Annotated in this window: 28 protein-coding genes; 13 read left to right on the top strand and 15 right to left on the bottom strand. The window is 49.3% G+C overall.

Translation table 11 applies throughout. The features are described 5' to 3' along the window. Positions 1-138: 138 nt before the first annotated feature. Positions 139-1,215, top strand: coding sequence for an AI-2E family transporter (locus METBU_RS0101615; RefSeq protein WP_017838957.1), 1,077 nt, complete (start codon positions 139-141; stop codon positions 1,213-1,215). A gap of 44 nt (positions 1,216-1,259) precedes the next feature. Here METBU_RS0101615 and arsA read toward each other — a convergent pair whose 3' ends face one another. From arsA to METBU_RS0101590, 5 genes are all read right to left on the bottom strand, one after another. Beyond that, positions 1,260-3,014 carry an arsenical pump-driving ATPase gene (arsA, locus tag METBU_RS0101610; RefSeq protein WP_017838956.1) on the bottom strand — a complete coding sequence of 585 codons (1,755 nt, stop codon included), beginning with the start codon at positions 3,012-3,014 and terminating at the stop codon, positions 1,260-1,262. Between the two features lie 9 nt (positions 3,015-3,023). Then, positions 3,024-3,386: an arsenite efflux transporter metallochaperone ArsD gene (gene arsD, locus METBU_RS0101605; protein ID WP_017838955.1), complete on the bottom strand. Its 363-nt coding sequence runs from the start codon at positions 3,384-3,386 to the stop codon at positions 3,024-3,026. 235 nt (positions 3,387-3,621) lie between these two features. Beyond that, a complete protein-coding gene (gene arsB, locus METBU_RS0101600) occupies positions 3,622-4,812 on the bottom strand; it encodes an ACR3 family arsenite efflux transporter (RefSeq protein ID WP_014148333.1) in 1,191 nt (396 codons plus the stop codon). Between the two features lie 18 nt (positions 4,813-4,830). Further along, on the bottom strand, positions 4,831-5,310 hold the full coding sequence (locus METBU_RS0101595) for an arsenate reductase ArsC (RefSeq protein WP_017838954.1): 480 nt from the start codon (positions 5,308-5,310) through the stop codon (positions 4,831-4,833). A 67-nt stretch (positions 5,311-5,377) separates the two neighbouring features. Continuing rightward, complete coding sequence (locus METBU_RS0101590; RefSeq protein WP_026129967.1) at positions 5,378-5,728, bottom strand: metalloregulator ArsR/SmtB family transcription factor; 351 nt, start codon at positions 5,726-5,728, stop codon at positions 5,378-5,380. Positions 5,729-5,818: 90 nt separating this feature from the next. On the opposite strand from METBU_RS0101590, the gene METBU_RS0101585 reads away from it, so the two are divergent. Continuing rightward, positions 5,819-6,013 (top strand): type II toxin-antitoxin system VapB family antitoxin, encoded by a 195-nt coding sequence (locus METBU_RS0101585; protein ID WP_014148330.1) that lies wholly within the window; start codon positions 5,819-5,821, stop codon positions 6,011-6,013. Then, positions 6,010-6,399: a type II toxin-antitoxin system VapC family toxin gene (gene vapC, locus METBU_RS0101580; RefSeq protein WP_017838952.1), complete on the top strand. Its 390-nt coding sequence runs from the start codon at positions 6,010-6,012 to the stop codon at positions 6,397-6,399. Before METBU_RS0101585 ends, vapC begins: the two co-directional genes overlap by 4 nt. A 61-nt stretch (positions 6,400-6,460) precedes the next feature. On the opposite strand, the gene METBU_RS0101575 is transcribed toward vapC, so the two are convergent. Genes METBU_RS0101575 through METBU_RS0101545 form a run of 7 tightly spaced genes read right to left on the bottom strand, consistent with a single transcriptional unit; the run spans position 6,461 to position 10,561 of the window. Continuing rightward, positions 6,461-6,676 (bottom strand): GDCCVxC domain-containing (seleno)protein, encoded by a 216-nt coding sequence (locus METBU_RS0101575; protein ID WP_017838951.1) that lies wholly within the window; start codon positions 6,674-6,676, stop codon positions 6,461-6,463. 41 nt (positions 6,677-6,717) lie between these two features. Further along, complete coding sequence (locus tag METBU_RS0101570) at positions 6,718-7,215, bottom strand: aminoacyl-tRNA deacylase (protein WP_017838950.1); 498 nt, start codon at positions 7,213-7,215, stop codon at positions 6,718-6,720. Positions 7,216-7,245: 30 nt separating this feature from the next. Further along, positions 7,246-7,602 (bottom strand): ribosome silencing factor, encoded by a 357-nt coding sequence (gene rsfS, locus METBU_RS0101565; protein ID WP_014148326.1) that lies wholly within the window; start codon positions 7,600-7,602, stop codon positions 7,246-7,248. 33 nt (positions 7,603-7,635) lie between these two features. After that, complete coding sequence (gene nadD, locus METBU_RS0101560; protein WP_017838949.1) at positions 7,636-8,250, bottom strand: nicotinate-nucleotide adenylyltransferase; 615 nt, start codon at positions 8,248-8,250, stop codon at positions 7,636-7,638. After that, on the bottom strand, positions 8,251-9,507 hold the full coding sequence (locus METBU_RS0101555; RefSeq protein WP_017838948.1) for a glutamate-5-semialdehyde dehydrogenase: 1,257 nt from the start codon (positions 9,505-9,507) through the stop codon (positions 8,251-8,253). It abuts the gene before it with no gap. A gap of 18 nt (positions 9,508-9,525) precedes the next feature. Beyond that, positions 9,526-10,263, bottom strand: coding sequence for a class I SAM-dependent methyltransferase (locus METBU_RS0101550; RefSeq protein WP_017838947.1), 738 nt, complete (start codon positions 10,261-10,263; stop codon positions 9,526-9,528). Beyond that, positions 10,256-10,561 carry a DUF1244 domain-containing protein gene (locus METBU_RS0101545; RefSeq protein ID WP_014148322.1) on the bottom strand — a complete coding sequence of 102 codons (306 nt, stop codon included), beginning with the start codon at positions 10,559-10,561 and terminating at the stop codon, positions 10,256-10,258. The genes METBU_RS0101550 and METBU_RS0101545 overlap by 8 nt, the downstream gene beginning before the upstream one ends. Before the next feature lie 114 nt (positions 10,562-10,675). Here METBU_RS0101545 and METBU_RS0101540 point away from each other — a divergent pair, with 114 nt between their 5' ends. From METBU_RS0101540 to METBU_RS0101515, 6 genes are all read left to right on the top strand, one after another. Next, positions 10,676-11,014 (top strand): hypothetical protein, encoded by a 339-nt coding sequence (locus METBU_RS0101540; RefSeq protein WP_017838946.1) that lies wholly within the window; start codon positions 10,676-10,678, stop codon positions 11,012-11,014. 19 nt (positions 11,015-11,033) lie between these two features. Beyond that, positions 11,034-11,570: a septation protein A gene (locus tag METBU_RS0101535; RefSeq protein WP_017838945.1), complete on the top strand. Its 537-nt coding sequence runs from the start codon at positions 11,034-11,036 to the stop codon at positions 11,568-11,570. 3 nt (positions 11,571-11,573) lie between these two features. Continuing rightward, positions 11,574-11,876, top strand: a complete 303-nt coding sequence (locus METBU_RS0101530; protein WP_017838944.1) for a YciI family protein — start codon at positions 11,574-11,576, stop codon at positions 11,874-11,876. Next, positions 11,873-12,145, top strand: a complete 273-nt coding sequence (locus tag METBU_RS0101525) for a BolA family protein (protein ID WP_017838943.1) — start codon at positions 11,873-11,875, stop codon at positions 12,143-12,145. Before METBU_RS0101530 ends, METBU_RS0101525 begins: the two co-directional genes overlap by 4 nt. 20 nt (positions 12,146-12,165) lie before the next feature. After that, entirely contained in the window at positions 12,166-13,140 is a 975-nt protein-coding gene (locus tag METBU_RS0101520) for a peptidylprolyl isomerase (RefSeq protein ID WP_017838942.1), read from the top strand. A gap of 952 nt (positions 13,141-14,092) precedes the next feature. Next, the gene (locus tag METBU_RS0101515) at positions 14,093-15,571 is read left to right on the top strand and encodes a protein adenylyltransferase SelO (protein ID WP_017838941.1); all 1,479 of its coding nucleotides are present in this window, start codon (positions 14,093-14,095) and stop codon (positions 15,569-15,571) included. Positions 15,572-15,779: 208 nt separating this feature from the next. Here METBU_RS0101515 and ppsA read toward each other — a convergent pair whose 3' ends face one another. Further along, a complete protein-coding gene (ppsA, locus tag METBU_RS0101510; protein WP_017838940.1) occupies positions 15,780-18,191 on the bottom strand; it encodes a phosphoenolpyruvate synthase in 2,412 nt (803 codons plus the stop codon). A gap of 163 nt (positions 18,192-18,354) precedes the next feature. Here ppsA and METBU_RS0101500 point away from each other — a divergent pair, with 163 nt between their 5' ends. Beyond that, entirely contained in the window at positions 18,355-18,861 is a 507-nt protein-coding gene (locus METBU_RS0101500; RefSeq protein ID WP_017838938.1) for a hypothetical protein, read from the top strand. On the opposite strand, the gene METBU_RS27890 is transcribed toward METBU_RS0101500, so the two are convergent. Continuing rightward, complete coding sequence (locus METBU_RS27890; protein ID WP_175421644.1) at positions 18,842-19,006, bottom strand: hypothetical protein; 165 nt, start codon at positions 19,004-19,006, stop codon at positions 18,842-18,844. The genes METBU_RS0101500 and METBU_RS27890 overlap by 20 nt on opposite strands. Positions 19,007-19,176: 170 nt before the next feature. On the opposite strand from METBU_RS27890, the gene METBU_RS0101495 reads away from it, so the two are divergent. From METBU_RS0101495 to METBU_RS0101485, 3 genes are all read left to right on the top strand, one after another. Beyond that, positions 19,177-19,563: a 4a-hydroxytetrahydrobiopterin dehydratase gene (locus METBU_RS0101495; RefSeq protein ID WP_017838937.1), complete on the top strand. Its 387-nt coding sequence runs from the start codon at positions 19,177-19,179 to the stop codon at positions 19,561-19,563. 748 nt (positions 19,564-20,311) lie between these two features. Further along, complete coding sequence (locus METBU_RS27885) at positions 20,312-20,812, top strand: hypothetical protein (RefSeq protein WP_017838936.1); 501 nt, start codon at positions 20,312-20,314, stop codon at positions 20,810-20,812. Positions 20,813-20,890: 78 nt separating this feature from the next. Further along, entirely contained in the window at positions 20,891-21,565 is a 675-nt protein-coding gene (locus METBU_RS0101485) for a response regulator (RefSeq protein ID WP_017838935.1), read from the top strand. 34 nt (positions 21,566-21,599) lie between these two features. Here METBU_RS0101485 and METBU_RS0101480 read toward each other — a convergent pair whose 3' ends face one another. Beyond that, positions 21,600-22,184 carry a PilZ domain-containing protein gene (locus tag METBU_RS0101480; RefSeq protein WP_017838934.1) on the bottom strand — a complete coding sequence of 195 codons (585 nt, stop codon included), beginning with the start codon at positions 22,182-22,184 and terminating at the stop codon, positions 21,600-21,602. Positions 22,185-22,358: the final 174 nt, after the last annotated feature.

Here is a 22,358-nt window from a genome sequence, read left to right as displayed (position 1 = left end):
AGTACGTAAATTTAACGCTTGAAATATACTTTCATTGAAAAATGATTAGTAATTCCTCCCCATTCACCGAAATCAGGCATTTTGCAATAACGATGATATGATGAACGATTATTTCATGACATCTTTTATCGAGCGCAGATGAATTATTTTGCGGCTAATTCGCCTTTACGCTATTTAATTCCCGGTATTTTATTGGCCGGATTATTACTCTTGGGCTATTGGGTATTGAGCGAATTTTTATTATCGCTAACTTGGGCTTTCATCATTGCCTATGCGACTTGGCCGGCTTATCGGCGGCTGCGCACTTCATTAAAAGATAACGGCAATCTCAGCGCGTCGATCATGACCGGCATCATTGCCATGATCATTATCCTGGCAGTATTCGGACTTGCCACACTCCTACAAGAAGAAATTAAAATCGCCTATCAGGCATTGGCATTTAATTTATTGCAAGGCCCTTACGAATTACCTGAACCTATCAAACGCATTCCCTGGCTAGGCAATTATTTGCAAGATTGGCTAGATCGACTGATTAGCGACCGGGCTAGCCTTACCGCACAGATAACCGACTTGGCAAGGCAATCGCTAGGTTATCTGGGTAAAATCATGGGGGGACTCGGTTATTACATCATGAAAATCGGGATCGTAACTGTCACGCTATTTTTTTGTTTTAGAGATGGTGAAGATGTTATGGAGCAACTCCATAAAGGTTTGGTGCAATTTCTCGGCAAACATCAAGATATTTACCTACACGCTATCGCCAATACCACTAGCGCCGTCGTTTACGGCTTGGTTCTTACCGCATTGAGTCAAGGACTTTTAGCCGGTTTGGGCTTTTATATCGCTGATGTTCAGGCCCCTGCCCTCTTCGGCGCAATTACTGCCTTACTGGCTTTGGTACCGATGGTGGGGGCCGCTTTGGTTTGGATACCAATCGGCACCACATTAATTTTTATCGACCGGGTCTCGGATGGAATAGGTGTACTTCTATGGGGTTCGTTAGTGGTCAGTACTATCGACAACGTTGTCCGTCCGATTATTATCAGCGGTGCGGGCCGCGTTCCTTTTTTAGTCGTCTTTTTCGGCGTTCTCGGCGGCTTGGCTTCTTTCGGAGCGGTCGGGTTATTTTTAGGCCCAATCATCCTAGCGGTATTATTGGCGGTATGGAGAGCCTGGCTGGAACAACAAAGCGAAGAACCAAATATCAATAGTTAATCGCTTGTCAATACTTTTTTAATTTTCCTTTGCCTGATCCATTATTATTTTGATGACAACAGGGCTCGCAGACGCTCCACGCCGACCGGCTCCCGCATTTGCACGGGCACGATGGCCAGTCGCTCGGCATGGTCTTGCCGTATCAAGGCCAATTGCTGTTGCTCTTCGTTTGCGCGTTGCCGCAGCAAAGCCGAGGTAGGCCGGGCCGCTACCAAGCTGCTGTTGACGATCCAGGCCCAGGGCTCGATGCCGGCCCGGCGCAGATCCTCCTGCAGGTTCGCCGCTTCGAGTACCGGGGTCGTTTCGGCCAATGTCGCGATCAACACCTTGGTTTGTTCGGGATCTTGAAGACGCATCATCGGCGTCGTGAACTGCAACGACTTGCCTTCCATGTGCCGGGCGATTTCACGATGATACGATCCGGTCGCATCCAGCAATAGCAGGGTATGCCCGGTCGGCGCGGTATCCATCACGACGAAATGCGCCGAGGCCTCGCGGATGGCACCCGAGAAGGCTTGAAATACCGCGATCTCCTCGGTGCACGGCGAACGCAAATCCTCTTCGAGCAGCGCTCGACCCTGAGTGTCGAGTTTTTTGCCTTTGGTCTCCAGGATATGTTGACGATAGCGTTCCGTTTCCGCTTGCGGATCGATGCGGCTAACCGTCAAATTGTCTATCTCGCCGGCCAGGGTTTCGGTCAAATGTGCAGCCGGATCGGTCGTCGTTAGAAGCACCCGATAACCGCGCTCGGCCAGAGCTATCGCGATCGCGGCGGACAGCGTGGTTTTGCCGACGCCGCCTTTGCCCATCAGCATGATCAAGCCGTGACCCGGTTGAGCCATCTCGTCGATCATCGCCTGCAACGAAGGCAGGTCGGGTAATTGATAATTGCCGTCGGTCGCCTCGGCGGTCTGATGACCCTCATTCAACAACGAACGCAATGCATTCAGGCCGACCAAATTGCAAGGCAACAAGCGGGTGTAATCGGTCTTCAATTCACGCAATGGCTCAGGCAGGGATTTGAGCGCTCGGCTTTCGCGCTGAAAGATCGCCTCGGCCAAAGGATCGGAGATTTCGGATTCGGGCATGCAGCCGTTGATTACCAGATATTGATTGCTCAGACCGGTGTCGGCCAACTCGCCGCTGGTTCGCGCCACTTCCTGTAAAGTAGAGGACTGAGCGCGGGCCACCAGAACCAAGCGCGTGCGCGACGGATCCGAGAGGGCCGCGACTGCCTGTTGATAGCGTTGCTGCTGTTTTTCGAGCCCGGCCAATGGCCCCAGGCAGGAAGCGCCTTCGGGATTGCTTTCGATGAAGTTGCCCCAAGCACCGGGTAATTGCAGCAGGCGAATCGTGTGTCCGGTCGGCGCGGTATCGAAGACGATATGATCGTAACGTTTGATCAGTTCGGCATCGGTCAGTAAAGCGGTGAATTCGTCGAAAGCGGCGATTTCGGTCGTGCAGGCGCCGGACAATTGCTCTTCGATGCTGTTGACCGCCGATTCCGGCAATTTTCCGCGTATCGGACCGACGATGCGCTCGCGGTACAGCGCGGCCGCCTGCACCGGATCGATTTCCAGTGCTTCGAGATTACCGACCTCAGAAATCGGCGCGATGCGGTGGCCGATAGCGGTGCCGAAAACCTGACCGACATTCGACGCGGGATCGGTACTGACCAGCAATACCTTCTTACCGGCATCGGCCAGATGCACCGCCGTGGCACAAGACAAGGAAGTTTTACCGACGCCGCCTTTGCCCGTGAAGAATAAAAACTTTGGAAGCTGCTGTAAAAAATTCATGATCGGCAATCAACAGGAACCCGGTTTGCAGCAAGCGGAAGCGGCGGCCTTGCTTTCGGTAGGCACAATCTCGATGGCGCACCAGCGCCCTAATTCCTCCCGGGAAGGATAGCGTCCGGCCAGCGCGATTTCGCCGTCGACCAACACCAGCGGCAGCCCTTGCTCGCCGGAACGTTCCAGGAAACCATTGACGACCTTGTTGTCGACAAACGCCATCGGCTGCTGAGACAGGTTGTAGCGGACAATGTTTCCGCCCTGTTGTTTCAGCCAATCCACATCGGCCGAGAATGTCACCAATGCTTCGTCCACATCGGCGCCGCACACGCCGGAGCTGCAGCACAACGCCGGGTCGAATATTTCGATGTTTTTCATAGTTATTCACCCTTTTGAAATTGAAAAAATTTATTAAACTATGACGGATTTACAGACGACTATACCCTTTGCTAGTCAAATTTCGGCGTCGGGGTGCCCGTCAAAGGACGCCGTGAATACGTCCATGTAGGCTCTAGGACAGCATCCATGCTGCCAAAGCCTTTGCCGAACACCCAGACGCCTCCATACGCTAATGCCGAAATTTGAAGTGCGATAGGTATAAATAAAACCCGCCTTACCGACTTGATTGCTTGACTGTCTCTTCGGAAAACCAACCTTTCGTTTTTTTGCAGAAACCGACCAAGGCCAGCATCAACGGTACTTCGATCAAAACGCCGACGACGGTGGCGAGCGCCGCGCCGGACGATAAACCGAACAGCATCACGGCGGTTGCGATCGCGACTTCGAAATGATTCGACGCGCCGATCAGCGCAGAAGGCGCGGCGTTTTCATAACTGAAACCCCACAATTTCGCGCCCAGATAGGTGATCGCAAAAATCAATAGAGTCTGAATCGTCAACGGTATCGCAATCCATAGAATCGTCAACGGATTCGCGGTAATCACGTCGCCTTTGAACGAAAACAGCAAGACCAGCGTCAACAGTAACGCTCCGATCGTAACCGGCGTCAACAGATGCAAGAATTTCTTTTCGAACCAAATCGGTCCCTTACTTGCGATAATCCATTTGCGCGAATAATAGCCGGCGAACAGCGGCAGCGCGACGTAAATGCCAATCGACAGCAACAGAGCTTCCCAAGGCACCGGCAACTCGCCGACGCCGAGCAAAAAGCCGCCGATCAGGCCGAACAAGAACAGCATCACTAACGAGTTGATCGCGACCATGACCAGCGTGTGACCGGCATTGCCGCGCGCCAGATATCCCCAAACCAGCACCATCGCCGTGCAGGGCGCGACGCCCAATAGAATGCAACCGGCCAGATAGCTGCGCCAGAGCGGCACTTCGAGCATCTTGATGCCGTCTTGCAACACGACGGTACCGGAACCGTATTCGCTGCCGACCGGCAAATCCAGGCCGAAGGGCATCTTGACCAGATCGACCGCATCGGCGCCGATCAGTTCGTAAAACACACCGCCCAGAAATAACGTGGCGATGGCGTACATCGTGAACGGCTTGATCGCCCAGTTGACGAACAAGGTCAGCGACACGGGCTTGATGCTTTTGCCGGCCTTGACGACTTCGGCGAAGTCGATCTTGACCATTATCGGATACATCATGAAGAACAGACACACCGCGATCGGTATCGACACGACCGGCGCGCCATTCACATCGATACTCATACCGTCGAGTGTCTTCGCAAACTCCGGTGCGAACACGCCGAGCAGAATGCCGACGACGATGCACAGCGCCACCCACAATGTCAGGTAACGTTCGAAAAAGCCTATATCATGTGTTTTTTCGGTCATAATGCCTCCTCACGGCTCTCAAGCCGACAACTGGCCGATTTCGTTGAGTTTACGGGTCAATTCGTCGCGCGGCATCGCTTCCAACGGCAGCTCAAGCATGGTCTTGACGCGCAACTCCAGCGTCGCGAAGGTTTGCTCGAACGCGGCAATTTTCTCTTCCTCGCTGCCTTCGACATGGCCCGGATCGGACACCCCCCAATGCGCCCGTACTGCCTTGGTCAGATAAACCGGACAGGTTTCGCCGTGTGCGCTGTCGCAGACCGTGATCACGATATCCATCGGCTGATGCTCGAAATCCTCCCAGGACTGGCTTTGATAGCCTTCGGTCGGCAAGCCGTGACGCTTCAAAGTCGCCAGCGCGCCCTGGTTGATCCGTCCTATCGGATGACTGCCGGCCGAAAAGGCTTGGATGCGGCCCTGGCCGTGATGATTGAACAGGGCTTCGCCCATGACGCTGCGGCAGGAATTACCGGTACAGACAATCAGAATGTTTAGCATGTTTGATCCTAAATGGTAGTTATTAATAATTTGTTATTCGAATAAGCATATATTTAAATCAAAATTTTTAGTCGCAAAACGCCATTTCCGGACGGCAGCCCATCTGCCGCAGGCGATCCAGATCGTTTCCGAAGGATACGCCCGATTGAACCGCTTTCAACGCGTCGTCGAGCAGCGGATAGGCCCAGCCCGGCAAATCCGGGTTGATACGGTAAAACACCCACTGCCCTTCGCGGCTGTCGAGCAACAAACCGGATTGACGCAACAAGGCTAAATGCCGCGAGATTTTCGGCTGCGACAGAGCCAAGGCCGCCGTCAATTCGCAGACGCAGAGTTTGCCTTCAAGGTGCAGCAAGGTCACGCAGCGCAGACGGGTGTCGTCGGCAAGGCATTTGAAAAATTGGACCGGTGTCAGCATAGTGAACATAGTATATATGAAAAAACGCATATTGTATCAATCGAGCTTCTAAATGTGTAAATTATCTGCTTTTACACACATTGCAATCCCATGAGAACCAATATAGTAATCGACGATGAACTCATGACCGAAGCCCTCAAGGCAAGCGGTCTGACAACCAAAAGAGAAGTCGTGGAGCAAGGTCTTAAACTGATCGTTCAGCGCAGCAACCAACAAGCTATTCGCAAATTGAGAGGCCGACTCAAATGGGAGGGGAATCTGGACGAGATGCGAGGTGGAAAATGATATTGGTCGATACCAGTGTCTGGATAGATTATTTCAACGGCAACATCAATGCTCAAACCGACGCACTGGATGCCGCGCTAATCGAGGGCACAGTTGCGATTGCCGACCTGATTTTTCTGGAAATACTGCAAGGTTTCAAAAGCGATAAGGACTATCAGATAGCCAAAGAAAGATTGGCCTCGATCGATCAATACTCCATATTCAATAGCGGCATGGTCGAAAAATGCGCGCAAAACTTTCGAACTTTACGCAAAAGAGGCATCACTATCAGAAAAACGAATGATGTCATCATTGCGACTTATTGTATCGAGTACCGACTTCCTCTTCTTTACATCGACCGTGATTTCGAACCTTTTGTGAAATATCTCGGCTTGATAGCGGCTTGACTGATGAAGCTTGAAATTTTCAAGACAAACCAATCCTGGCGCTTAGTCAGTCAATTCTGGACTACCCGCCGCAACACGAGCCCTGTTGCTGAATCGGCGGGCATTTGACCGAACCGTAAGAGCAAAACACGCAGCAATCGCCGGGTTTCGGTTTGAGCAGGGTTCCGCAGGTCTTGCATTCGTAAAAGTACCAACAGGCATCGGTCGACATCGTTTCCGTTTCGGCATGTCCGCAGTTTGGGCAGGTAATCGTCGATTCGAAAATGACGGCGCTCATTGAATCTCCTTTTGACTACCAATAACAGATACGGCTAATTTTTAGGAAGCTTTTACAAATTTCCCGACAGCGGCGCTCGACATGACCCGGCGCAAATCGTCGGCATTGATATCTAAAGCATATCCCAATATGCCGCTGCCAATAACAACCCGTGCGTAATTAAAAACGCCTTCATCGACGAGTATGCGAATCGAATCGGGTAAAGCAATAGGCGGTACCGCGCCAATCGGAAAACCGGTTGCTTGCAAGACCTCTTCCGGTTCCGCCATTGCCAAACGGCGTTCGCTTAACTGTTTGCGCAGCACGCCCCAATCGACGCGGCCGCCGCCGGCGACCGCCAACAAAACAAAATCGCCGGACCCTGTTCGAAACAATAAACTGCGTACAATTTGCTCAGGATCGCGACTGATGACTGCCAAGACCTCTTCGAGTGACCGAACCGGCTTTTTATCAGGGTCGAGAGGGATTTCGATCCATTCGTATTTAATTCCCATCTCGTCGAATAAACGTGAGACAGGAGATTTCAATTGATCGGTCATCAGTGACTCCTAATAATGGCAACAAATAAATCAGTCTTGCAGAGCCTCCAGCGCTTCGGCTTTCTGTTCGACCGACCACAATTTTTCCAATTGATAAAACGCACGCGCTTGATCGGTCATCAAATGAACGATCACGTCGCCCAAATCCAGCAATACCCAATCCGCTCCGATACCGCCTTCTTGCCCTAATGGTTTCTGCCCGTTTTCCTTGACTTTTTCCGAAACATAATCGGCCATGGCATTGATATGTCGATCGGATGTGCCGGTTGCCAGTATCATGTAATCGGTCACGCTGGTCTTACCCCGGACGTCCAACACGGTGATATTATGACCCTTCCTTTCGTCCAAAACGTCCTGGACTATTTTCAATAACGCTTCTGTTTGCATTCAAATTCCTATCAAATTCGCGCCGAATTAGCGCTAATAAAGTTTATGTTGCCGGATGTATTGTATGACGGACTCGGGCAATAAAAAACCCGGATCCCGATGTTTAGCTATGATTTGCCGAATGGCGGTTGCGGAAATTTCGAGACGGGTAACCGACTGAAAAAATAAATACCCTGCCGAATATTCATTCAAGACTTGGCGATCTTCGGTCAAACGGTTGGTCAAAAACTCGTCAATTGTCTGCGCATTAAAACCCGGCCGTGTCATCACGACAACATGCGCGAATTCAAACAAGCGTTGCCATTGATACCAAGCGGTAAGACCCGTAAAGGCATCGGCGCCGATAAATAGCAATAAAGGCCGTTCGCCGATCTCGGCACGCAAAGATATTAATGTCTCAACCATATAGGAAGGACCGCCCCGGTCGATCTCGCGCGTATCGACCGTCATATTCGTACGATCTTCCAGCGCCAATTCCAGCATCCTTAACCGCATCGAAGCGGGTGCCGAGGGGCTATCGCGGTGAGGCGGAATAAAGCAAGGGATCAGGCGAATTTCGTCCAGCGCGAAAATTTCTTTGACTTCGAGCGCGGTCCGCAAATGACCGAAATGAATCGGGTCGAACGTGCCTCCGTAAATACCGATCATTTATTGCCGAACGTGGCCATCGCCGAGCACGATGTATTTCAAGCTAGTCAAGCCGCTTAAACCGACCGGCCCCCGCGCGTGCAACTTGTCGGTACTGATACCGATTTCGGCGCCGAGGCCGTATTCGAATCCGTCGGCAAAACGCGTCGACGCATTGACCATGACCGAGCTCGAATCGACTTCCCGCAAAAAGCGTCTGGCTAGCGTGTAGTTTTCGGTCACAATCGCATCGGTATGCGCGGACCCGTATCGATTGATATGCTCGACAGCTTCATCGAAACCGGCAACCACTTTGATCGACAGAATCGGCGCGAGATATTCGGTTTGCCAGTCTTCCTCAACGGCCCGCTGGCAATTCGGTATCAATGAACAGGTTTTAAGACAGCCGCGCAATTCGACGCCTTTCTCCCGATACTTCGCCGACAGGCCGGGCAAAATTTGTGAAGCCAAGCTTTCGTGCACCAACAGTGTTTCCATCGCATTACAAACACCGTAGCGGTGCGTCTTCGCATTGACCGCGATCGAAACAGCTTTGTCGAGATCGGCTTCACTGTCGATATAGACATGACAAATGCCGTCCAGGTGTTTGATAACCGGAATCGTCGCTTCTTTCGATATGCGCTCGATCAAGCCTTTACCGCCGCGCGGCACGATCACATCGACGAAATCCGACATCGTAATCAATTCGCCAACCGCCGCACGGTCGGTCGTTTCGATCACCTGTACAGCCGTAGCAGGCAAGCCGGCCCGTTCCAAACCTTTGCCAATGCATTCGGCGATTGCCTTGTTCGAATGGATCGCCTCCGACCCGCCACGAAGAATACAGGCATTGCCGGATTTCAAGCAGAGTGCGGCCGCGTCGACCGTGACATTAGGACGCGACTCGTAAATAATGCCGATCACGCCCAACGGGACGCGCATCTGACCGACCTGAATGCCGGAGGGCCGATAGGTCATATCGTTGATTTCGCCGACCGGATCGGGTAGAGCTGCAACTTGTTGCAATCCTTCAACCATCCCAGCAATGCCTTTGTCTTTCAATTCCAATCGGTCCAACAAGGCCGCGTCGAGCCCATTGTCGATACCCGATTGAACGTCTTTGCCGTTTTGTTGAATCAAATATTCCCGGTTATTTTCGAGTTCTTCGGCGATAGCCAGCAAGGCCGCATTTTTTATTCCGGTTTCGGTACGGCTCAAAACTCTGCCGGCTTTTCTGGCCTCGCGGCCGAGTGACTGCATATAATCAGTGATATTCATTATTGAAAAAAGCTCGTGTTAAATAGGTTTAACGGCGGTAACCAAAGCATTGACTTTCATTCGCTGATTTAAGGCAATATCGACAAAACCGGCTTCCTCCAACTGCTTTAGCGAAATGCCTTCGCGCATGACGTGATTTTCCGATTCGTCGTTAAATAAATGAATGATCCATTGTTCAAGCAAGTCCGGTTTATTTTCACCGATCAATACCTCGAAAAAACCGCTGATTTCTTCTTGAACGGTACGGGTATGCTCGAAAATATCGTCCAAAGCATAACGATCGCCATTGATGAATTGTCCGCCCGGCTTTAAAACTCGAAAAATTTGTTCGATGACGCGCTCGCGATAACTGTGTTCGAAATTATGAACGGTGTATGCCGTTGCCAAAACATCCGCGCTGTTGTCAGCCATTTTCGTTAATGCACTGTAGGCATCGTCAAGTTTGAAAAATAGGCGTCCATTATCGACCCATTGCTTTAGGTTTTCCTTAGCTTGATTCTGCATCGTCGGCTCGCTATCGATGCTTGTGACTATCATATCGTCGTTGGACGACAAGATAGCCAGCGTCGTGATGCCAGTACCACCGCCTAACTCTACAACATTCAAAGGCCGCCCGGCTTTATCGGCATAATGCTTGACTGCACGACCGACTATTTTGCTCATTTCAGCCGATAATGGACTCATGCGCTGCAACATGTCGTAATCACGCCCGATGATTCCGGAAAACATTGCATCATAAGAACTACCATTACTCATGTTTTTTTCCTTTTTGCTTGAGCTCGTAGGCCGCTAACTGTTCGGGCGTCGCTTCGGTTTGATGGCGCGTCTTCCAATCGGCATAAGGCATGCCGTAAATAATTTCCCGGGCTTGATCATAATCAATCTCGACCCCCTTATCTTTCGCGGCCCCCGAATACCATTTCGCCAGGCAATTACGACAAAAATCGGCCAGAATCATCAAATCGATATTCTGAACTTCCGGATGGCTTTGTAAATGCTCGACTAGGCGCCTAAAGGCGGCCGCTTCGAGTTCGGTTTGAATCTGCTTATCCACGATAACACCTCTTTAAAACTGAATTATTCTACCAGAAAGCCATTGCCAAGCATGTACAATCAAGCGGATTAATTCTACAATAGCACTCAATTTTCCATTGCATTATGCCTTGACATGGAAATACATGTAACTTCGCTTAACACTTCCGCGCTTAAATTAAACCCGCAAAACGCAGGACAGCAGGATACTGTCCAAAATCAACCTGAAAATAAGCGCGTAAACTCCGATAAGCCCTTACAACATTCGGCAAAGGCAACTCAAACGCCCGAGGAAGTAGAACAGCTATTAGACAATGCCGGATTATCCGACATCGCCATGCTTAATACCGACAGAAGCGAAAACCCCATCAACACACGATTATTAAATGCCGTCAATGCTTACACCACAACCCTCAACCAGCCGATGCAAGATCAGCGCGCTCAATTGGTAGCCGGTATTGATTTTTACGTATAAACCCATCAATTGAATCGACATGAAGCAACTTTTTGAATTTTTCCCTATCATTTTATTTTTTATCGCGTTTAAACTTTACGATATCTATATAGCCACGGCTGTAGTCATTGTCGCAACCATTCTTCAAGTCGCCTTCACTTGGTTTAAATATCGAAAAGTCGAAACGATGCAATGGGTCACACTGGGGCTAATTCTGGTCATGGGCGGCGCAACAATTTATTTGCAAGACGAGCAATTCATCAAGTGGAAATTGAGTATTGTCGAATGGCTGTTCGGCCTTGCTTTTCTGGCTAGCCAGTTCTTCGGCGAAAAGCCGTTTATCGAACGCATCATGTCCGCCAATATCACATTGCCATCGCCGATCTGGCGACGGCTTAATCTAATGTGGGCCTTGTTTTTTATCAGCGTCGGTTTTATCAATCTTTATGTGATGTACAACTTCAACACCGACGACTGGGTTAATTTCAAAACCTTCGGCGTACCCGGTTTGATGGTTGTTTTTATCGTATTACAAATGCTTTATCTCTATAAACATATGCCGGATACCGAGGAATAAACCGTGCTCTATGCAATTATCAGCACTGATACCGATAACAGCTTGGACAAAAGAAAATCGACCAGACCGGCTCATCTTGCCAGGCTACAAGAACTCCAAGACCAAGGCCGATTAATTTTAGCCGGCCCCCATCCCGCCGTAGACTGTGACGATCCGGGAGATGCCGGTTTTACCGGCAGCCTGGTCGTCGCCGAATTCTCCGATCTTGAAGAAGCCAAGCAATGGGCCGATGCCGACCCCTACCTGGAAGCCGGCGTTTACGCAAAGGTTACCGTTAAACCATTTAAAAAGGTATTACCTCAATGACTACCGAAGTAATTAGAAAACTGCTCAACGACTCACTCAAGCCCGAGCAAATTGAAATCATAGATAATAGCGCGGCCCATGCCGGCCATATCGGCGCCCAAAGCGGCGGCGGCCATTACCATGTCACGATCGTATCCGAGGCTTTTGAAGGTAAGACCTTGGTGCAACGCCACCAACTTATTTATAAAGCGTTGGGCGATATGATGAAACAACAAATTCATGCCTTAGGCATAAATGCGATGAGCCCCAGCGAATACACCAACCCGTGAAACTTACAAAGGAAACCTAAATGACCAATAAACTCGTTCCATTCTTTTTAATCGGCGCTTCGCTTGTAGCCGGTTGCGACAACCAACAGTCCTCAACGACAGCGCCCATGGCGCCCAAAGTCGATAAAGCCGATGCAGTCGCTTCGGTCAACGGCGTCTATATCAGCAAAACCGCATTGCAAGAGCTTGAAAGTGACATTGCCGAACGCACCCAAGGCCAATCTTTTCCGAAAGATAAGTTAATCGAGGAATTAGTTCAACGGGAATTGCTGGTCCAAGAAGCACTGCAAAAACAACTCGACAAATCGCCCGAGTTTATTCAAAGAATGGACGTCGTTAGAAAATCCTTGCTTTCGCAGGCCGCCTTACAAAACTATCTAAAATCGAATCCGGTGACCGATGAGGAAATTAAAGCCGAATACGAAAAAAATGTCGGCGGCGAAAACAACATGGAATACAAAGCTCGCCATATTTTGGTAAAAACCGAGGATGAAGCGAAAAAAATTATCGCACAACTCGATAAAGGCGCAAAATTCGACGAACTGGCTAAAAAGACTTCTACCGGACCTTCAGGCCCGGAAGGCGGAGACCTAGGCTGGTTTGCACCAAGTCAAATGGTAACGCCATTCTCCGAAGCAGTCATCGCGCTTGAAAACGGCAAATACACAAGCGAACCGGTTGAAACCCAATTCGGCTGGCACGTTATCTTGAGAGAAGATTCACGCCAACAAACCATGCCGGCGCTAGAAGAAGTTAAAGAGCAAATAACGCCTTACTTGCAACGTCAAAAAGTTCAAACGATGATGGAAAACCTGCGTGCCGGCGCTCAAGTCGAAATCCTGATTCCAATCGAAGCACCTGCGGCCCCACAAATCGGTGAAACACCAGCACCTGATGCCGGAACAGAAGCTGCCCCAACTGAAGAATCGCCAGCCGCCGACCAACCCACAAGCGAAAAACCTACGGAATCGTTAGAAGCGCCGGCAGCTCAATAAAGGTTACTCCTTTAGATAATACAGCTATACAACAAGTATCCGCCCGCCCGCGGCGGATACACCGCTTTTTGTTTATCCCGCCTTAACCAATTTCCTGATTAACAACTTTCTTCAGCTAAAGCCTAAAGATCAGCATATTTTTAGCAGGACGGGGTTCGCAAGCCATTCGCGTCAAGCTAAAAACGGTCAACCCACATCACACTTTTTCCCAAGCTTGGGAAAGACACCCCGGAAGCTCCAGCTTCCTGAGACCAACACAACCTCCGCACATTCTCAATCAACCCCGACTCGCTCCAGCAATTCCCAATTTGGAGATCAAAAAGGGTGTGGGGCATAAGCGCCAACTTAGTGCCTATTCTATGGTGCGTTTATGGCTTTATTCGTCATATTGGTATGGGTTGTCGATATCCATGTTGCATGGATGCGGTGCTACGCATTGCCATCCTTGGCCCTGGATTCCGCCAATCCCTGGCGGAATGACGCGTTCCTTCCTTAAGTTGGCGCTTGTGAGGGTGTGGGGTATGCTTGGCGAGGATGTCGGCAGCAGGGATCTGCCGCCAAGCCCCCATGGATGGGTTTACGGCGTTCCTCGACAGGCATACCCCACACCCTAAAATCGGCGAAACTGCTCAAACTGGGAATTGCTGGACTCGCTCGTTCAATCTTTCTTGATTGTCGGGAAGCTACAGGTTACCCAAGCTGGAGCTTGGGTAACAGCATATTTTAGTTTTTGCGATTACGACTTGCCCCTGCTCGGACACTTAGCTTCGGCAAGCTGAAGCATCTTGCTAATCAGGATCAATTTAGAAGTTAAATCCAATCATATCTTTTGGCTAATTCCCTAGTATTTTAGTAAACTTTTAAACTATTATACCGTCCAAGTTATCTTTTTATTTAGGACGCTATTTTTAGATAGCCCAACTCAAACACTTTGCTGAAAGCCAATAGAATCATGATGCCGTCATTTAACTTCGATAACACCTACGCACGCCTACCCGAACGTTTCGGTACGCGATTAAATCCTACGCCGGTACAAGATCCTCGCTTGATCAAACTGAACAGAAACTTAGCGGATCAGTTGGGCTTGGACTTGGATGAACTAGATAACAAAACCGCAGCTGCACTCTTTTCCGGCAATCTCGTTCCTGAAGGCGCGGAACCGCTCGCCATGGCTTATGCCGGGCATCAATTCGGAAACTTCGTACCTCAATTGGGAGACGGCCGGGCGATTTTACTCGGGGAAGTTATTGATCGCGCCGGAAGGCGCTGGGATATTCAACTAAAAGGCTCGGGACAAACGCCCTTCTCGCGTCGCGGCGACGGACGAGCCGCATTAGGGCCTGTTCTTCGCGAATATTTGATTAGTGACGCGATGCATGCACTCGGCATTCCTACGACACGCGCTCTGGCCGCCGTAACGAGCGGCGAACCGGTATTCCGAGAAACGCCGCTACCCGGCGCCGTATTAACGCGCGTTGCTTCAAGCCATATTCGCATCGGCACATTTCAATATTTTGCCATGCGAGAAGACAGGGAAGCCGTCAAGCTTTTAGCCGACTACGCAATAGGCCGTCATTACCCGGATTTGAAATCCGCACCGAATCCCTATTCGGCATTGCTGACAACCGTTCAAGAACGGCAAGCGTCGCTGATTGCGCGTTGGATGCATGTCGGCTTTATCCATGGCGTCATGAACACCGATAATATGACGATTTCGGGCGAAACGATCGACTACGGCCCATGCGCATTCATGGATCAGTACAATCCGGACACCGTATTCAGCTCGATCGACGACTTTGGCCGTTATGCTTTCGGCAATCAACCACGAATTGCCCAATGGAATTTAGCAAGGTTCGCGGAAACCTTATTACCGCTACTGCATGACGAGCAAGACTCGGCAATCGCTATCGCCGTTGAAATCATCAATCGTTTTTCAGATATTTTCGACACTTTTTGGCTGACGGGCATGCGTCGCAAACTAGGCTTAGCAATCGAGCAACAGGATGATAAACAATTGATCGATTCCTTGCTTCAATTGCTGCAACAACATAAAGCCGACTACACCAATGTTTTTCGAGCACTGAGCCATATCGCCGAGGGACCCGCTACAGAACCGACCCTGAATGATTATCTGCCACAAACGCCGGACTTTGACAATTGGTTAGAGCGCTGGCAAACCCGTCTCGATCAAGAAACGGAGTCTCCGGCACAACGAGCCGAAGCCATGCGTCGAGTCAATCCGGCTTATATTCCGCGTAACCACAAGGCTGAACAAGCATTGAGCGCGGCGGTTCAAGACGAGGACTTTTCAAAGTTTGAAGCATTGCTCGCCGTACTCAACAAACCATTTACCGAACAACCCGGTTGCCGGCACTATCAAGAACCGCCTCAACCCGACGAACGTGTTTATCAAACGTTTTGCGGGACTTGATTATCCTAAAAATTCATTTCACTTTGAAGAGTAACAAGTTAATTCAATAACTCGTTACTCATTTGTGTAAAACTCTCGCTTACCCGAGAGGTTAACAAGGATACTCAGGCAACCTCTTGAGTTAATTCATGAACTTCATTTTCTGCTTGGTTAAACTACCAAATTTGACTCGCAAAGGGTATCGATGGGCTCCGGCTGCTCAGGATTATCACCCTTTTAATTGTTCTTCCATTTTCAAAATCCGCTGAGTTGTCTGCAACACCGTATCCGGATTCAAACTCATCGAATCGATGCCGATTTCGACTAGGTATTCGGCCATTTCCGGATAATCGGACGGCGCCTGCCCGCACAAGCCGGAATGCTTGCCGTTACGGCGCGCGCCTTCCACAGCCATACGAATCATTTCTTTAACGCCCGGATCGCGCTCATCGAAATCTTCGGCAAGTATTTCGGAATCCCTATCGACGCCGAGCGTCAATTGTGTCAAATCGTTCGAACCGATCGAAAAACCGTCGAACAGTTTCGAAAACGCATCGATACGAATCACATTATTCGGAATTTCGCACATCACATAAATTTCGAGTCCGTTCTCCCCTCTTTTCAAACCGAGCTCGGCCATATAATCCAAAACGCGCACCGCCTCTTGCTCCCGGCGGCAAAACGGAATCATAAGAATCACGTTGGTCAAACCCATGTCTTCGCGAACCCGCTTCATCGCTCGGCATTCGAGTGCGAAGCCTTCCTTATAATCGGGATGCACATAACGCGAAGCGCCTCTGAAACCGATCATCGGATTCGCCTCGTCGCGCTCGAACCCGCGACCGCCGAGCAAGGTTGCATATTCGTTAGTCTTGAAGTCGGACATTCTGACCACGACCGGCTTCGGATAAAACGCTGCAGCGATCGTACCGACTCCCTCCGCAAGACGCTCGATGAAAAAATCCTCCGGCTGCGCATAATAGCGGGTCAAGCGTTTAATCTTTGCTTTTTCTTCGGCATCTTGTATGCGTTCAGGATGAATCAACGCCATCGGATGAGCCTTGATAAACTCGGTAATGATGAATTCCATCCGCGCCAATCCGACGCCGTCATTCGGCAAAAAGCTGAGTTTGAATGCCAATTCCGGATTGCCCAAATTCAGCATAATTTTAGTTTTCGGTCGCTTCAATCCGGAAAGATCGGTCTTATTGACATCGAAACTCAACTCGCCGTCATAAACCTTGCCGGCATCGCCTTCGGCGCAGGATACCGTGACAGTCGTACCGGTTTTAATCGTTTCGGTCGCATTGTCGCAGCCGATCACGGCCGGAACACCCAGCTCGCGAGCGATGATTGCGGCATGACAGGTGCGCCCACCTCGATTGGTCACGATCGCTGCGGCCGTTTTCATGACCGGTTCCCAATCCGGTGTGGTCATGTCGGTAATCAACACTTCGCCGGGTTTGAAGGTATTCAATTGGCTGACATTTTTGATCACATGCGCGGTACCGACCGCGATCTTGCTGCCGACCGCTCGTCCTGTCACAATCGCCTCGGCCTTTTGTTTCAGTTCGTATTGTTCGAGCGTCGTCCCGCTCAACTGCGATGCGACTGTTTCGGGCCGTGCCTGTACGATATAGAGTTGTCCGTCCAGCCCGTCCTTCGCCCACTCGATATCCATTGGCCTGGGCATGCCAGCCTTCGCGCTGTAGTGCTTCTCGATCTTGATCGCGTAATCGGCCAAAGTCAGCACCTCGTCGTCGCTCAAGCAAAATTGCGAACGCTCCTCGGCTGACGTCACGACATTACAAGTTTGCTCGCGCGTACGGCCTTCGCTATAGACCATCTTAATTTTTTTCGCGCCCAGCGACCGTCGCAACACACAACGATGACCTTGCTCGAAGGTAGGCTTATGCACATAAAACTCGTCCGGGTCGACCGAACCCTGCACGACATTTTCACCGAGGCCGTAAGCACCGGTAATGAATACCGCATCTTTGAAGCCCGATTCGGTATCGATCGAGAACATTACGCCGCTCGATGCCAAATCCGAGCGGACCATTTTCATCACGCCGATCGATAACGACACCTTGAAATGATCGAAACCTTGATCGATCCGATAATGAATCGCCCGATCGGTGAACAGGCTCGCGAAACAGCGTTTACACGCATCGAGCAGAGCCTGTCCGCTATGCACGTTCAGATAGGTGTCCTGCTGACCCGCAAAGCTCGCGGTCGGCAAATCCTCGGCCGTCGCCGAACTTCTAACCGCAACGGTCAATTCCTCATCGTATTGTCGCTGCAGTTGATCGAAAGCAATCAGAATTTCATGCTCCAAGTCTTCGGATAGCGGCGCCGCGTAAACGATATCTCGCGCTTTTCTGGCTCGCTTAGCCAAGTCATTCACATCGTCCGGATTCAAGGTATCGAGCGCCTCATGTAAGGCTTCCCAGGCATCCGCTTTATCGAGCATGTGCCGGTAACCTTCCGCAGTAATCGCGAAGCCGTTCGGCACGCGGATGCCTTCGGCGGCTAGTTCGAGGTACATTTCGCCCAGCGAGGCATTTTTTCCGCCAACCAAGGGAATATCGTCGATCGTTAGTTCCTCAAACCAACGGATGTACTTGAATTTTTCTGGCATGTGCGTTCCTCCGGTTTTTACTCAACAGTCTAAATCATTGTAGCCCTTTGATCATCAATCTTCACGCATGATTAACACCCAAGCAATACAATCATTGGCGAATACCGTCTTTGAGATACAATCCTCTATGACGTCACTTTTCTTAGGAAGCATGTGCTCATTTATGCCTATTTTCATCCTATCCTGCCTATCACTGGGCTACCTTGCCGATAACAATCATCCGCTGGTTGCTTATCTATTGTCGCCGTTTGTCATTCCGATCATGGGTACGGTAATGGTACTTAGCGGAATCGGCGTATTGATCGATAAACCAAGCTATCTCAACTGGCATGATTTTTTTGCATCGAGCACCTTATTCGTATGGTTTACTTATTGGCATCGATTTTTCGAACCCGATGCGCCGATGTTCATTTATTTCCCATATTTTCTGGCTTTCATTTCACTGATAACGGTAATACTTTTTGTCGGACAGCGGAAAAACATAGATCATGAAACGCTGAAGGTCATGTTAAAGATAGCCGAACGCAAGCGCTTACTGTCTATGGTAACAATGGCTTTTTCAGTTGCCTGTTTGTTTCTTATTGAACATTTTTTGCTATTCCCCGTGGCGATTACGCTATTCATCATTCAATATTCATTGTTAGAATGCGTCAAACAAGATGAACAATAACAGCAATTCCCAATTTGGAGATCAAAAAGGGTGTGGAGTATGCTTGGCGAGGATTTCGGCAGCAGGGGCAGATTTTTGCTCCTGCAAAATCTGCATTCACACCATCCTTGGCGCTTGCAGATTTTTGCTCCTGCAAAATCTGCATTCACGCCATCCTTGGCGCTTAGCTGCTGCCAAGCCCCCATGGATGGGTTTACGGCGTTCCTCGACAGGCATACCCCACACCCTAAAATCGGTGAAACTGCTCAAACTGGGAATTGCTGGAACAATAACGCCTTTCACTACCATTATTACGATTAATTTAAAGAGGTCATCATGAGCTGGAGAGAACGCAAACACGAAGAAACCTATTCCGATGAAGAGGTCGAAGCTAGACTAAAAGCGGAATTGCCGAATTGGTATCTCGAAAAAGGCTGGATTCGACGCAAGTACAAAACCAGTGGCTGGAAATCGACATTAATGGTCGTCAATACCGTAGGCCACTTGGCCGAAGCAGCCTTCCATCATCCCGACATGACTGTATCTTATGCTTTCGTGATCGTCAAATTGGTCAATCATGCCGCAAAAGGCATAACGAATAAAGATTTTGAATTGGCGCAGAAAATTGAGGACGTCGTGATGTGGCAACCGGGATTGGACGAAGAGTCCTCGCTGGAAGGCACCCCGGATGATCCTCGATTTAAATATATCAAGTACGACTAAGCCATATCTGTCATTCTCCAATTTGGGGATCAAAAAGTGTGTGGAATATTCTTAGGATTTCGCGATTATAGGTTATACCCTTTGCTAGTCAAATTTCGGCGTCGGGGTGCCCCGTCAAAGGACGCCGTGAATATGTCCATGTAGGCTCTATGACAGCATCCATGCTGCCAAAGCCTTTGCCGAACACCCCGACGCCTCCATACGCTAATGCCGAAATTTGAAGTGCGATAGGTATATTTAGGAATTCGTGATAAATAACGCCCTGGAACTATGGGCTTTGTTGAGGGTTCGGTAACTCGCATGGCAGAACGCCGTGAATACGTCCGTGTAGACTTGACGGCGGCTTTCCCTGCCGCCGCCGACACCCTCCTTGCCTCATCCAGCAAACCCAAACACCACATCCCGCTTTCAGCGACTCAAATCCAAGCATTCCGTTTTATACCCTCGTAGATCAAAATTCGGCACCGGGGTGTCCGCCAAAGGACGCCGTGAATAGGTCCATGTAGATACTCTATGCCAGCTCCATGCTGGCAAAGCCTTTGCGAGCGCCATGAATGCCGTGAATGTCGATTTTGCAGGAGCAAAATCGACCTAGCTCCCCGGCACCTCCTTAAGCACTGCCGAAATTTGAAGTGCGAAAGGTATACAATGACGAACGATTTATTTGCCCTCGGTCGATCTCACGCAAGATTGGTGAAAGGTTTTCGCAATAATATTCATTAGAACTCTCGATTCCTAAGGACTGAATATGTCAATCGGCATTATTTTCCAAACCATGGAAAGAACCGGCCGAATGGACGAACTGGTGCGATTTTCACTTGCCGGCCAATCTGATTTGATTTTATTGGGACACATTAAAAGCAGAACCGGGCAACGTTTAATATCAAGACGCTTGGCCACGATAACCGGTTGCTCGGTATGGATGGAGCCGGAAGCCTGTGGAACCAATATAAGCTGTCTTATCGCACCGATAAATTTTTCTCAACCGCCCGCCAGCAGCTTAAGCCAAGCAACTGTTCTAGCCCGCGCCAACAATAATACAGAACTCATGGCGCTGCACGTCTATTTCGCCTCATCGGTCATTCGTTATACCTTTCGCACTTCAAACTTCGGCAGTGCCCGAGGGAGGCGCTGGGGTGTCCGACAAAGGCTTTGCCAGCATGGAGCTGGCATAGAGCCTACATGGACATATTCACGGCGTCCTTTGGCTGACATCCCGGTGCCGAATTTTGATCTACGATGGGTATAATTAACGAAGACTCAAATCTTAAGCCCCCGTATTGCAGGGGTCTTAAATGGGACTATAAACACAAGTTAATTTAAAAACATGAAAATCCTAATAGTAGAAGACGATGCCGTCTTGGCTGACGGCTTAACATATACGCTCACACAATCGGGCTATGATGTCAGCTGCGCCCAAACCGGCGCTTACGCGCAAGGTCTTTTGCTCGCTCAAGATTTCGACTTGGTAATCCTGGATCTAGGTTTACCCGACATGGACGGAAGTGAAGTTTTATGGAAACTAAGGCAACGAAAAAATGCAGTTCCCGTCCTAATTTTGACGGCTCGTGACGCAATGAGCGATCGAATCAACGAACTTAAACGTGGCGCGGACGATTACATGGTTAAACCGTTTGATTGTCGAGAACTGGAATCACGTATTCATGCATTGATTCGCCGCAGTTATTGCGACTTCAATCAACATATTGTTATCGGTCGACTAACGCTGGACACACTTCAACATCAAATTCTAGTTGACGATCAACCCTTGAATTTACTGCAGCGGGAATACGATGTGCTTGAAACACTAATGCTTCAAGCGGGATATGTGGTTAGCAAAGATAAAATTGCTCAACGTTTATCGACAAGTGAAGACGAATTAACCGACAATGCCATCGAAGTATATATACACAGGCTACGCAAGCGTATCAAACCCTTCGGGAACAATATCCGAACGATTCGAGGCCTAGGTTACTTGCTGGAAAACTGGTCTGATGAATAAATTGAAAAGCACCCTAAATTTATTTCCGAAAATATCATTCACCGCTTAAATAACGCAAGCCTATTAAGGCACCATTTTGCTCTTGCTCGTGTTGTATCCAGCAAATCTTAGCCATCCCTTTCATTTGTAAAGGTTCAGAATATAAACTGACCACCGTATGCTGCAACAAATCTTTATCGGGATCTTTTACATAGATCATCAAGCCGTCTACCGAAATGTTTTTTCCTTCAAATTCAACCCGCTTGTTTTTAATCATCAAAAAACCGGCAAAAGACTGTTTTTTACGATAATACTGACGCTTCAACCATAAGCGGTCGGCATTGTAAATAACATGTTTGAACTCCAACCCCATCAAGACATTGCCATCCTTTTCTTTTATCCAAATAATTTCAACTTCACCGGTTAGCATTAAATCTTTAACAAAAATTTCAGCCGCACTATTTTCATTTATAAACGATTCAAAATCGCTAAAGCTAGACAACAACCTACCCGGCACGATTTCGATCAAGATCCCATTCACCGAAACATCGTGACTAATAAAGTCCAATGTTTCACCTGCTAAATGCAATTTTCCTGAGGAAGTAAGGTTTTTTCTATATTCTTTTCGTTCTCGAAACATTGGTATATAACCTTGCCAATTAAATATTTATCATTGTAACTATTCAGCGCATGTATACCCATCGTAAATCAAAATTCGGCACCGGGGTGTCCGCCAAAGGACGCTGTGAATACGTCGATGTAGGCTCTATGCCAGCGCCATGCTGGCAAAGCCTTTGTCGGACACCCTGCGCCT

The sequence above is a fragment of the Methylotuvimicrobium buryatense 5G genome (assembly GCF_000341735.1).
Taxonomy (GTDB): Bacteria; Pseudomonadota; Gammaproteobacteria; order Methylococcales; family Methylomonadaceae; genus Methylotuvimicrobium; species Methylotuvimicrobium buryatense.
Note: the sequence above shows the minus strand (reverse complement) of the source record. Positions and strands in the feature narration are given on the sequence as shown.